Genomic DNA, 12,523 nt, shown 5'->3' with positions numbered 1-12,523 from the left:
TTGGGACATGGACTGGAAGAAAGGGCCCAGCAAAGCCGGGCCCCTGATCTATTACTGCTGTCCTTCGGTCGCGGCCTTGATCGCCTTTTCCATTTCCGGATCGGTGTATACAATCTTCAGGTCCGCCCGTTCCTTCTTGACCACCTCCATGTAGCGCTCACGGATGAGGATGGATTTGACCTGGTCCTTGACCGTGTCGAATGCGGGCGGCTGCTGCACGCGCTTGTCTTCCAGCTTGATCACGTGGAAGCCGAACTGTGTCTGGACCGGCTCTTTGGTGTATTTGCCGATTTCAAGCGAATTGGCCGCCTTTTCGAATTCCGGCACCATCTGGCCGGGCCCGAAATAACCGAGATCGCCACCCTGCGCGGCCGAACCGTCAGTCGATTTTTCCTTGGCAACCTCCTCGAAGGAAGCGCCGCCATCAAGCTGCTTGATGATCGCTTCGGCTTCTTCCTTGGTCTTCACCAGAATGTGACGAGCGCGCACTTCATTCTGCGGCGGCATTGCTGCCATTTCCTTGTCGTATCGGGCACGCACGTCGGCATCGGTGATCTTGTCGACAACCTGCTGCCTGAAAAAGTCATTATGCAGGGCGCGATCCTTCAGGAATTCCATACGGGCCTTGAACTCGGGCGTCTGATCAAGCTTCTCAGCTTCGGCCTTGGCTGCCAGCGACTTGATGTCGATGATTGCAGCCAGAGCGGCCAAACGCCGCTGGTCGTCCGGCAGGCGCGCGAATTGGGGATCGAGATCTGCGGAAATCTGATCGACCTCCTTCGCGGTGATCTTGGTTCCATTGATTGTTGCGAGCACCTTGTTCGGATCGGTCTTGGCAGCATCTGCCTGGGTAGCATCGGCTTTGGGCGCTTCCGTCTTGCCGGCATCCTGGGCCATAGCCACGGAGGAAACACCGGTCAAAAATACAGCAGCAGTCATGAATGAAAGGGTTTTACGCAATTGGTTCATAGGTCAATTTCTCCTTGGGAGGACCGGTACGGGCTATGATTACGGCAGAATTTTGCCACGACGAAGCGATTAACAGCTTGCTGCTTCAACATTGACATCATTCGAGCCTCCTCTTATCTGTCCATCGGCTTTGCGTCCAGATAGCTTGGCAACAGATACGACTACTGCGCCGTGCGTCCTTTTGGACCCACAATGGCCGCAGCAGCACTTTTGAATGGTGCATGATCCCGCTTCCGGTTTTGGGGTTATGCGCTACATTTGGCTTGATGTCCCTACTCTATCAGGCATTTCAATGCCGGGTGTCGGGCGTCTCAAATGCCGGGTCCACCTGGCAGAACGAATTAGAGAGGACCAGGGATGGTCAGTTTCGGCGGCCTCGCCCGCAAGATTTTCGGCTCTTCAAATGAGCGCCGTGTCAGGAGCTTCAAACCCCGCGTTGAGGAGATCAATGCGCTTGAAGCGGAAATTTCGTCACTTACCGATGAGCAGCTGAAAGCGAAGACCGCGGAATTCCGCGCCAGCCTCGCTAATGGGACGAAGCTCGACGATCTGCTCGTTCCGGCTTTTGCTGTGGTGCGCGAAGCGGCCAAGCGTGTCCTCGGCATGCGTCCCTTCGACGTACAGCTGATCGGCGGCATGGTCCTGCACAATGGCGGCATTTCGGAAATGCGTACCGGTGAAGGCAAGACGCTTGTCGCGACCCTGCCCGTCTACCTCAATGCGCTCGAAGGCAAGGGCGTGCATGTCGTCACCGTGAACGACTACCTCGCCACCCGCGATGCGCACTGGATGGGCCAGATCTATAATTTCTTGGGCCTTACCTATGGCATCATCGTGCACGGTCTCGACGACGAAGAGCGCGCCGCCGCCTACAATTCCGACATCACCTATGCCACCAACAACGAGCTCGGCTTCGATTATCTGCGCGATAATATGAAGTATGAACGCGCGCAAATGGTGCAGCGGCCGCATAATTACGCGATCGTCGACGAAGTGGATTCGATTCTGGTCGACGAGGCCCGTACACCACTGATCATTTCCGGTCCGCTCGATGATCGCTCGGACTTCTACAACCTCATCGATACGTTCATCCTGCCCTTGAAGCCGGAAGATTACGAAATCGACGAAAAGCAGAAGACCGCGATCTTCACCGAGGAAGGCACCGAGAAGCTCGAGAACCTCCTGAAAGAGGCTGGGCATCTCAAGGGCGAAGGCCTTTACGATATCGAGAACGTTGCTGTCGTGCACCACGTCAACAACGCGCTGCGTGCTCACAAGCTCTTCCAGAAGGACAAGGACTACATCGTCCGCAATGACGAGATCGTCATCATCGATGAGTTCACGGGCCGCATGATGCCGGGCCGCCGCTTCTCCGAAGGCCTGCATCAGGCGCTTGAAGCCAAGGAACATGTGACGATCCAGCCGGAAAACCAGACGCTGGCCTCGATCACCTTCCAGAACTACTTCCGCATGTACAAGAAGCTGGCCGGCATGACCGGCACGGCTTCGACCGAAGCGGAAGAATTCGGCAATATTTACGGCCTCGAAGTCACGGAAATTCCGACCAACAATCCTGTCATGCGTACCGATGAGGATGACGAGGTCTACCGGACCGTCGAGGAAAAATACAAGGCCATTGTTCGCGATATCCGCGAGGCAACCGCCAAGGGTCAGCCTATTCTCGTCGGCACCACGTCGATCGAAAAGTCCGAACAGCTCGCCGAACGTCTGCGCAAGGAAGGCTTCAAGGACTTCCAGGTGCTTAACGCGCGCTACCACGAGCAGGAAGCCTACATCGTTGCCCAGGCCGGTGTTCCGGGCGCAATCACCATCGCCACGAACATGGCCGGCCGCGGTACCGATATTCAGCTCGGCGGCAATGTGGAAATGCGTATCGCGCGCGAACTCGACGACATGCCGCATGGTGAAGAGCGCAAGGCCAAGGAAGCCTCCATTCGCGAGGACATTGCCCGCTTGAAGGAGAAGGCGCTTGCCGCCGGCGGTCTCTACGTTCTTGCTACGGAACGCCATGAAAGCCGCCGCATCGATAACCAGCTGCGTGGCCGTTCGGGCCGTCAGGGTGACCCAGGCCGGTCGAAATTCTTCCTGTCGCTCCAGGACGACCTGATGCGCATTTTCGGATCCGAGCGCATGGACGGCATGCTGCAGAAGCTGGGTCTCAAGGAAGACGAGGCCATCGTCCATCCCTGGATCAACAAGGCGCTGGAGAAGGCACAGAAGAAGGTTGAGGCTCGAAACTTCGATATCCGCAAGAACCTTCTGAAGTATGACGACGTCATGAACGATCAGCGCAAGGTGATCTTCGAACAGCGCATCGAGCTGATGGACGGCACGGATCTCAGCGAAACCACCAAGGAAATGCGCGAAGATGTGGTCGACGACCTGATCTCGCGGCATACACCTCAAGGCGCTTATGCCGAGCAGTGGAATATCAAGCAGCTCGACGAGGATGTGCGTAACATTCTCAACCTCGATCTTCCGATCACCGAATGGGCGCTCGAAGACGGCATAACCCCGGATGATATCAGGGAACGCCTGATGGAGACCGTAGAGAAAGCGGCCGCTGATCGTGCCGAGCGCTTCGGTCCGGAGATCATGGCCTATGTCGAGAAGTCGGTCATTCTTCAGACCCTGGATGCGCTGTGGCGCGAACATCTGGTCAATCTGGACCATTTGCGTTCCGTCGTCGGTTTCCGTGGCTACGCTCAGCGCGATCCGCTGAACGAGTACAAGACCGAAGGTTTCGAGCTCTTCCAGACGATGCTGGTCAACCTGCGCCAGAACGTGACGACACAGCTGATGCGTGTCGAGATCGTACGTGAGGCCGCAAGTGCTCCGGAACCGGCCTTGCCGGTGATGGAAGGCCATCATATCGATGGCTTTACCGGCGAAGACGATTTCGGCGAAGGCAGCGTTCTTGCGGTGCAGGAGGATCTGCGCGTCGTTGACCCGGCAGACCGCGATCCCAACAATCCGCAGACCTGGGGCAAGATTGGCCGCAACGAAGCCTGCCCCTGCGGCTCCGGCAAGAAATACAAGCATTGCCACGGTGCCTTCGTCTGATAATAAAACAAAAAAGGCCGCGTCCCAGACGCGGCCTTTTGCATTGTTTCCAAAGCAGAACCCGTTGACTTTTCGAACCGTTTCTAAAGGTTTACGGATTATAGGGTCTGGTATTGGAAACGAGTGGAGCTGCCCTTGCGAATTTCTGCGGTAAGAACTGCAGACCGGTTTTTGCCGGAAAGACTGTCACGGCAGCTTAATCCATGGCTCCTGCGCCTGGATCAGATGCTTGACGGGTCAACGGAACATGCCGTCGCGCAGCGGGTCTCACTGATCGCATTTCTCGTGCGCATCATCAGCGCCGCGATTGCCCTTGTCTCCCAGGTCATCTTTGCACGCTGGATGGGGCAGTTCGAATACGGCATCTTTGTCCTCGTATGGGTAACGGTCGTTATTCTTGGCAATCTCTCCTGTCTCGGCTTCCAGACGACTGTCATCCGGTTTGTGCCGGAATATCTTGAACGTCAGCAACTCGATCACTTGCGCGGCATCCTGTTTACCAGCAAGGCCTTCGCACTGGGTCTGACGACCTGCATCGCCCTGATCGGTGCCGGCGGTGTCTACTTTTTCAGGGAAGCGATCGAATCCTATTACGTCGTACCTTTCCTGATCGGTTTCATCTGCCTGCCGATGATCGCGCTTGGCGACACGCTCGATGGAACGGCAAGGTCGCGCTCCTGGGTACTTGTCGCCCTGACGCCCACCTATATCATCCGTCCGGTCCTCACCCTTGTGGTGATGAGCATCGCCCATGCAGCCGGCTTTGCTCCAACCGCTACGGCAGCGGTAACCTCGGCGATCATTGCCACCTACACGACAACGCTATTTCAACTGCTTGTGGTCAACCACCGATTCCAGGCGGTCGTGGTACCGGGCACGAAAACAATTCGCTTCGGCGAGTGGTTTGCAGTCTCGCTGCCGATCTTTCTGGTCGAGGGGTTTTTCTTCCTGCTCACCAATGCCGATGTCCTGATGGTCGGGCGCTACATGGAGCCTGACAAGGTCGCGACCTATTTCGCCACGGTCAAACTGCTTGCACTCGTGCATTTCGTCTATTTCTCGGTGAAAGCCGGGGCGGCCCAGCGTTATTCCGAACTGATGCACACCCATGACCACGCCCAACTGAGCCAATTTGCCCGCGATACGGCGCGCTGGACTTTCTGGCCATCGCTGATGATGGCAATCGTCCTCCTGCTGCTGGGCAAACCCTTGCTCTACCTCTTCGGCGCCCAGTTCACCGATGGCTATCCATTGCTGTTCGTTCTGGTGGTCGGCGTCGTTGCCCGCGCCTCTGTTGGCCCGGCGGAGAGCCTCCTCAACATGGCCGGAAAGCAAAAAATCTGCGCTATGGTCTATGCCGTCACACTGATTGTTAATATCTGCCTCAGCATTGTACTGATACCAGTCTATGGCCTCGCTGGCGCCGCGTGCGCCACGGCATTCTCGATGGTGTTTGAGGCGGTGACACTGGCGCTGACTGTATACAATCGTCTGAACATCACCATGTTTGTGTTTGCCGGCAGGACGAATGCAAGACCTGTCAAGGAAGAAATCTGATGGCAGCCATACCGCTTCTCGAAGAACTGGCCGGAGGCCCTTCCGCGCAGATCATTGCGCAGCTTTCGGGATTCGACCCTTCACCCGATGCGGCCAAGCAGATCGAGGAGTCGCTTGGCAATCGCGGCGTCCCGCGCAAGCTGTCGGTCTACTCCGCGTCCGCCGGCTTCGAACTGCTGCAGGAACTCGAATATCTGACCTACCGGACGATCGAGCCGAATATCTTCTTCAATCCACGCTTCCTAGCGCCGGCCATGCCGCGCCTCGACGACCGGCAAGTCCGCTTCATGGTCATGCGTGACGAGAATGACGTGAAAAGCCGTCTGCGCTTCCTCATGCCCTATACGATCGAGCGGCCAGGCTTCACCGTATCTGCTTCCATTATCCGTGCCTGGGCGACGCCGTTCGGGCCACAGGGAACGCCGCTCATCGACAGGGACGATCCTGTGGGCGTGCTCAACGATCTCTTCGACATGCTGGCGCGCAAGCATCTCAAACTTCCGGAAATACTGGTCCTGCCGGACATGCGGCTGAACCGCTCGGTGGCGCAGCTGATCCGCTCTGTCGCCATTGACCGCAATCTTCCGCTGGTGACAGTCAACCAGGTTGAACGGCCCTTTCTCGATACCACGAAGGAAGGCGAAGAATATTTGCGCGAGGCGATCGGCACGCGCCACGCCAAGGAATATCGCCGGCTTTGGCGCCGCCTTTCCGACAAAGGCAAGCTGACCTACACCGTTAGCCGCAGCGAAGAGGATATCCGCCTGCGGCTCGAGGATTTCCTTGCCCTCGAAGCCAGCGGCTGGAAGGGCCAGCGTGGCTCGGCGATGGCTGTCGACCGCTTCCGCGCTGCCTTTGCCCGCGAGGCGGTCAACAACCTTGCCGCCCGTGATCTGGCACGCATCCACACGCTCGAACTCGACGGCAAGGTGATCGCCGTGCTGGTCGTCTTCGTTGAAGCCGGCGAGGCATGGACCTGGAAGACTGCTTACGACGAGAGCCTTGCCGCCTACTCGCCCGGCGTTCTTCTGATGATCGAGATGCTCAAGAACCATCGTGATGATCCGAACATCGAGCGCACCGACTCCTGCGCCGTGCCGGACCACCCGGTCGCCTCGCGTCTCTTTCAGGAGCGCGAGTCCATCGGAACATTGGTGATCGGTTTGACGCCGACCGCGGACCGCGCCACGCGGCAAGCCGCATCGCAGCTGCATCTCTATCGCCGGACACAGAATTTCGCCCGTCTCGTCCGCGAACGCCTGCGCGATCTGACACGGCGAAAGTAGGAGTATCTCCAGCAGGTTTTTCTGAAAATTTCGCCGAAGCGTCGCGGTGTGATAGGCTATCCTGCGTCTATCGTCATTGACGACCCGGCGTCATCGCTGAACCGGAGGGCGAATACATGATGCGTATCGCGCTGCTTATGGCAACGGTTTTGATGATTTTCACTGGCTGTGCTTCTTCAGGCAACGTCAGTCCGCTGGTGTTCTGCGACACCCCCGGCTCCTTCAAATCCACAGTCACCACCCACTGCACCCCGCGGCTCGGTCACAAATACTGACGACCTCAGCCGTTGCGAATCCTGTCTGAAAGGGTTGAACACATGACACGTATTGCGATGCTTTTGGCAGCCCTGTTGACGATTTTGCCCGGCTGCACTTCATCTGGCAACGTTAGCCCGCTGGTATTCTGTGATCGGCCAAGCGACTTTGGCGCCAAGGTGTTCACCAACTGCACGCCACGCGTCAACGACTACTGAACTTCCGCGAACAACGAGAAATATGGGGTTTTGCCCTGCTAGTGGTGCCCCTACCGGAGCCGCATTATCGGACTAACATATTGTTTTTCCTTAATATTATTAGCATAAGACCTGACAGATACCAACAAAAGCACCAACATTCGGAGCGCCACCCACGCCGAATAATTTAGGCTGTGAAGTAGGGCGGTAACGAGCGATTTTCGCTTAACCAATTGAAAACACAAAGAATTATTTTCCTTTTGTCTAGTATGCGAGATAAAAGCTTTCGACCCCCTTCCCGTAAGTCTTTGAATTTTAACGAGATACTACATTTCGTATCTCGTTTGGTTAAAAAGCACAAAATGTAGATTTTTCGACAGTGGGTGAGGTAAATTGATTGTCATTGGAGGGGCGAAAAACCTCCTACCCGACAACTCAAAGGACACTCAAACATGGCAAATATTGACACCCTCCCCCGCTTGCTCCGCGTCCGCGACGTGCTCGCGTTTTCTGGTCTGACAGAGCCAACGCTTTGGCGGCTTGTAAAGAGCGGCAAATTCCCAGCTCCGGTGAAGATTGGACCTCGCTCTTCAGCTTGGCCGGAAGAGAAGCTTATGCATTGGCGCGCAAACCTCCCGGCTACGGCAGGCCCGGACGCATAATAACACTCCCCTCAACTCAACGCATTCTTAGGAGCAAAAAAGCAATGCAAACCGCACTGATCATTCTGGGTCTCGCGCCGCTCGCCCTCGCCGTTGCCAACTTCGTCCTCGGCCAAACTGACTAAAGGAAAATAAGCATTATGAGCATTTTGGACCTCTTTAAAAATACGGCTGACAGGATGCAGGGCGGTGCCGCCAATCTCGGCAGCTCGAACCTTCCCCAGCGCGTCGGCGCGCTGTTCGAACAGCCGCAGACTGATCCAAACGCAATCGACCCAGCCAACCCCCAGTAGACGGCGCGGTCGCAAGTATTCTCGCCGTAGTATATCAAGCATTAGCAGAAGAAATCTTTGAACAGGAGTGAAGTAATGGTTAAGTATATCGACGTGACACCCGCACAAAAGCGTAAGGCGGCTTGGGCGGCAGAAAACATCGCCGCCGGGAAGGTGTTCAAAGCCGAACACATCGACTACCTGCACGACTACCCCACGGGGCTTGTGCGGCAGCAAGGCTTGCCGGAAGGGTGGGACCCGGAGTGCATTACAAGCGATCAGCTCATGAAATATGCGCTGGCTTCTCTTCAAGCCCGCATGGAACGGGACCTGAACTATGCGGCGCACGTCTTACTCGACCTGTACCACAACCGCAAGGATTTGGGGGTCGTCGAATGGCAGGAGGCCGCCACCGCCGAAGATTACCTCAACCCCAAGCCGGAGGGGTGGTGGTACGGCAACGATCTGCCGGACCATATTCGCTTTGGCCGTCGCGACGACGACTAAAAAAGAAAATGCCCCCCAAATGAACCGGGGGCAATCAATCTCAACTCACCAATGATCAACGTTCAGGAGCAGTAAGGCGAAGTCCAATGATTGATAGGAATAATATCACAAATAGGACCGAAATCAAGCTTGACGCCCCTGTCAGCAATGTTGCTGACAAGCTGACAATCTTGACAGAACGTGACGGCAAGCGGCAGCGCAAAATCTACCGTTTTGTCGATGGGGCTTGGGAAAAAGACGATGCCAAATTTGGCTTTCGCTGGTCTTTTGAACAGCATGAAATCAACTCGCTTGATGACCTCGAACGCGTGGTCAAAGTTGCGTCGCAAAGCAGCACGAAAACCGTTATTCGGGGCGAACCGTCCGCTGTTGCCCGTATTGCTCAGAACGAACAGGGTTTCGTCCTGCGCCGGAAAGAAATGTGCTTCGACCCCGCGCCCCGGCGTTGGGCGATGATCGATATCGATGACTTCTCTATGCCCGGATATAACGTTGCCCGCGAGCCGGAAAAAGCCATTGCGGCGCTTGTCAGGGAACACTTCCCAGCTGAATTCCAAGACACGAAAATCGCTTGGCAGCTCTCAAGCTCGGCTGGTTTGAAAGACCCCGATATGGTCAAGGTTCATCTTTGGGTTTGGTTGTCACGCCCCATGCACGATGACGAAATGAAGGCTTGGTGCCGGATGCGGGGCTTCCCCGCTGACATGAAGGTCTTTGACAGCATTCAGCTCCACTACATCGCTGATCCCCAGCTCATCGGTGCTCCCGATCCAGTAGCCCAGCGGTGGGGCAGGCTGGAAGGTAGCAACGATGAGGTCAAAGTTCCGCATATCGACGTTGAACAGATCAAAGCGGATTTGCATGCTCGCGGTGAAAACCTCGGCGACGTGGTGCCGGGAAAGGATGTCGCGGAAATCTTGTCAAAGGCTGGCGACGGTGAAAACGGCTACGGGTATCACGCCCCTATCCGTGACGCGATTATGCTCGCAATCCGCACAACGCATCCGGCGAAATATGAACAGATGCGGGGCAACCTCAAAACCCAAATCCGTGAAGCAGTGCTGGTCGCTCCCCGTGGCGGACACCACACCCTCGACTACGTGAAACAGGCGATATCCGATCGGTCGCTCGATAGCAGCATCGACGGCGCAATCCGCCGCGAAAACGCACAGATTATGGAAGTCAGCCCGCTCCCCATTCTTATGCCCTTCGAAAATGCACAGGCGGTCTTTGCGGCGGCTTTTGCCGACTTTGAAAGGTTTCTGTAATGACGCTGCCAATCCCAATGGCTGAACTCGTACCGCAGCCAAAATTCAAAATGCGGCACATTCCCGCACCCGAACAGCGCGCTTTGCTTGTGCCCCCGGGCAGCGGCAAGACGGAGGCGGCGCTTGTGTTTATCGGGCGTTATCTCGAAAACAATCCCGAAAACCGCGTGTACTTTTTCGTGCCCGATCACGCCCTCTCCGGCGAACTTCTCGCCCGCGCAAGGCGGCTCATCCCGGAAGCAAATCCTCGCGTCTATCGCGGACAGCGGGACACGAATTTCGGCGATCCGCTCTGTCATCCTGACATGCACGGACAGGTAGACCTTGTGCATGAACTCGGCGCGAGTGTCGTGGACATGGTCTGCAAGAAATGCCCGTTCCGGGAAGATTGCGGTTGGCTCGCACAGACCGCTGACAAGGGGCCAGGACTTGTCATCCTCCCGCACTCATACCTGACACTCCCCCAAGGCGGAAGCTGCGATCTTGCGTTTATCGATGAGGAATTCGTGACAGGGCTTGAAGATTTCGCCCGTGTCAGGGTGGAAAGGTTCAAGCCGGATTATAACATCGAGTTCCCGACCATTTGGGAGCGGGAATGGTTTCCCGGCGCTTTCAGGCTCGGCGAGGATCGACAGGCTTTGAACGAGGCCCAGGAAAAGCTTTGGAAAGCCACGGAATGCGGCACATTCGTTCCTACGCTGCCATCGTTGCGCCGTGCCGGTCTGACGCCGGAGCTTTGCAAGCGGGCAATGGGGATCGAATATGACCGCTATCGCGGCGTGACAATCCAGCTCGAACGGGAAATCGAGCAGGGCGGAACGCCGGATGAAATCAAAGCCCGCTTGGCGGGAGTAAGGGCAACGTTCGGCGACGCCAAGAAGAAGGCGAAAATCTGGAAATCGCTCGGCGCACAACTCCGGATCAAGGAAGGCGCGCGGGAGAAGCTGAACGGCTTTGCACTCTATCCGGTATCAAACCAAAACGGCGGCGAGGATTGGGTTTTCTCGGCGGGGCTCAGGAAGCGCTTGCGTGTCGAGGATAAGCCGGTTTACGCGCTCGACGCGACCGGCGACATGAAAATGCTCGGCCTCGCCTTGCCGCACCTCAGCCAATTGAAGGTGCTCCACTTTGAGACGCCGAATATGCGGATTGTTCAGGCGGTGGACCGCAAGAACGGCAAGACGGCGCTGGTTGACGAGCCCGGAAAGGACAACTCCCGGCGGAAGGCGCGGCGCGAGAAGCTTGTGCAGATCGCGGCGACTTTGACGCAAGTCGGGAGTGTCGGGTTTGTTTCGTACAAAGGAGTGACAGACAGCCCCGAGTTTGCGCAGGGAGTTTTGCCCGAAGGCATCGCGGACCCGCTTTATTTCGGCAAGCTCCGTGGACAGAACAAGCTTGAAAACGTTGACATGCTGGTAGTCGTGGGGCGGAATTTGCCGGACGCGAGGGATGTAACGCGGATTGCCGGGGCTTTGTTTTACGATCAACCGGAAGCCGTCACGGCAGCGAGCATGGGCAAGGGCTGGGGGACCCGGCTTATGCGGGGTGCCGATGGGCAACTGAAATATGAAGACGCGACGGACGTAGAAATCCACTTGGACCCTGTTTCGGAGCGTGTACGTTTTCAGATCACGGAAGGCGAGCTTGTGCAGGCGATCGGGCGCGCGCGCGGTGTCCGGCGTGATGCTGTAAAGCCTGTCACGATTTTGGTTCTGACATCGACGCCAATCCCCAATGTGCCGGTGGGCGAGGCTATCGCTTTTGACGATATCGTGCCGACCAAGCTGGATTTGAATTTCGCGCGAACCGGTTGGGACTTGGACAACGCATATCACACGTTCAGGGCTTTCCCCGGATTATTCAATGCCCTAGGGGCCGCGCGCGATGCATATCGGCGGGGAGGAAAGCGTGTTTCCTCTATTAGTAGTATCTATAGGGGAAACACGCCAACCTTCGAAGTCGAATACAGGCTCGAAGGTGCGGGACAGAGGCTCGCGACAGGCCGGTATGACCCACGGCGCGTTCGCGACCCCCACGCCGAATTGGAGCGGGCGCTCGGACCACTGTCGTATTTCAAAATCAAAAACTCACCCGACACAAATAGCCACCAGCCTTCGTCAGCCGAAACCGGCCCGCGCGCCGACAACACAGGAGAGACCAAATGACAAAAGCAACTGGTCGCCCGCGTGGGCGTCCTCGCACGAAACTATACTGGCGCTATGAACTTGAAACAGCGTCTCTTGCGCAAGACATGCTGACAAAGCCTGACATGCTGACACCTGACAAACTGATCGAACACGCCCACGACGCCGGGATTATCAACGCCGGACAAAAGCAAATCTGGGACCGGGTGCTCAAAAATTGCGCCCGCGCCGGACACCCACCCGAAGAAATCGCCGCCTCCTTTGTTCGCAAGTACCACGTTATGTCCGAAATGTCATAACGCTTGCTAAACATGACCAAACT

The 12,523-nt window shown here is 56.6% G+C and carries 12 protein-coding genes; 10 read left to right on the top strand and 2 right to left on the bottom strand.

Features of this window, described 5'->3' with window-relative positions; translation table 11 throughout:
• Nucleotides 1-51 precede the first annotated feature (51 nt).
• The gene (locus BLM14_RS02455) at nucleotides 52-969 is read right to left on the bottom strand and encodes a peptidylprolyl isomerase (RefSeq protein ID WP_099997943.1); all 918 of its coding nucleotides are present in this window, start codon (nucleotides 967-969) and stop codon (nucleotides 52-54) included.
• Nucleotides 970-1,326: 357 nt separating this feature from the next.
• Between BLM14_RS02455 and secA the strand changes: the two genes are divergently transcribed.
• The 6 genes from secA (at nucleotide 1,327) to BLM14_RS32605 (ending at nucleotide 8,010) form a co-directional block, all read left to right on the top strand.
• On the top strand, nucleotides 1,327-4,053 hold the full coding sequence (secA, locus tag BLM14_RS02450; RefSeq protein WP_099997942.1) for a preprotein translocase subunit SecA: 2,727 nt from the start codon (nucleotides 1,327-1,329) through the stop codon (nucleotides 4,051-4,053).
• 135 nt (nucleotides 4,054-4,188) lie between these two features.
• A complete protein-coding gene (locus tag BLM14_RS02445) occupies nucleotides 4,189-5,610 on the top strand; it encodes a lipopolysaccharide biosynthesis protein (protein ID WP_100000991.1) in 1,422 nt (473 codons plus the stop codon).
• Nucleotides 5,610-6,896 carry a type IV secretion system effector crotonyl transferase BspF gene (gene bspF, locus BLM14_RS02440; RefSeq protein WP_099997941.1) on the top strand — a complete coding sequence of 429 codons (1,287 nt, stop codon included), beginning with the start codon at nucleotides 5,610-5,612 and terminating at the stop codon, nucleotides 6,894-6,896. The genes BLM14_RS02445 and bspF overlap by 1 nt, the downstream gene beginning before the upstream one ends.
• Nucleotides 6,897-7,012: 116 nt before the next feature.
• Entirely contained in the window at nucleotides 7,013-7,171 is a 159-nt protein-coding gene (locus tag BLM14_RS30840) for a hypothetical protein (protein ID WP_157929471.1), read from the top strand.
• A gap of 42 nt (nucleotides 7,172-7,213) precedes the next feature.
• Nucleotides 7,214-7,369: a hypothetical protein gene (locus BLM14_RS30835; RefSeq protein ID WP_157929470.1), complete on the top strand. Its 156-nt coding sequence runs from the start codon at nucleotides 7,214-7,216 to the stop codon at nucleotides 7,367-7,369.
• A 431-nt stretch (nucleotides 7,370-7,800) separates the two neighbouring features.
• Nucleotides 7,801-8,010 carry a helix-turn-helix transcriptional regulator gene (locus tag BLM14_RS32605; protein WP_099997940.1) on the top strand — a complete coding sequence of 70 codons (210 nt, stop codon included), beginning with the start codon at nucleotides 7,801-7,803 and terminating at the stop codon, nucleotides 8,008-8,010.
• 11 nt (nucleotides 8,011-8,021) lie between these two features.
• Here the strand turns inward: BLM14_RS32605 and BLM14_RS30830 are convergent, their stop codons facing one another.
• Nucleotides 8,022-8,318 carry a hypothetical protein gene (locus BLM14_RS30830; RefSeq protein ID WP_133123890.1) on the bottom strand — a complete coding sequence of 99 codons (297 nt, stop codon included), beginning with the start codon at nucleotides 8,316-8,318 and terminating at the stop codon, nucleotides 8,022-8,024.
• Nucleotides 8,319-8,378: 60 nt separating this feature from the next.
• On the opposite strand from BLM14_RS30830, the gene BLM14_RS02430 reads away from it, so the two are divergent.
• The 4 genes from BLM14_RS02430 (at nucleotide 8,379) to BLM14_RS02415 (ending at nucleotide 12,500) form a co-directional block, all read left to right on the top strand.
• A complete protein-coding gene (locus tag BLM14_RS02430; RefSeq protein ID WP_099997939.1) occupies nucleotides 8,379-8,789 on the top strand; it encodes a hypothetical protein in 411 nt (136 codons plus the stop codon).
• 86 nt (nucleotides 8,790-8,875) lie between these two features.
• Nucleotides 8,876-10,057, top strand: coding sequence for a hypothetical protein (locus tag BLM14_RS02425; protein ID WP_099997938.1), 1,182 nt, complete (start codon nucleotides 8,876-8,878; stop codon nucleotides 10,055-10,057).
• Complete coding sequence (locus tag BLM14_RS02420) at nucleotides 10,057-12,222, top strand: DEAD/DEAH box helicase family protein (protein WP_099997937.1); 2,166 nt, start codon at nucleotides 10,057-10,059, stop codon at nucleotides 12,220-12,222. Before BLM14_RS02425 ends, BLM14_RS02420 begins: the two co-directional genes overlap by 1 nt.
• Nucleotides 12,219-12,500, top strand: coding sequence for a hypothetical protein (locus BLM14_RS02415; RefSeq protein WP_099997936.1), 282 nt, complete (start codon nucleotides 12,219-12,221; stop codon nucleotides 12,498-12,500). Before BLM14_RS02420 ends, BLM14_RS02415 begins: the two co-directional genes overlap by 4 nt.
• Nucleotides 12,501-12,523: the final 23 nt, after the last annotated feature.

The organism is Phyllobacterium zundukense, assembly GCF_002764115.1.
Classification (GTDB): Bacteria; Pseudomonadota; Alphaproteobacteria; order Rhizobiales; family Rhizobiaceae; genus Phyllobacterium; species Phyllobacterium zundukense.
This window is presented reverse-complemented; position numbering and strand designations above follow the sequence as displayed.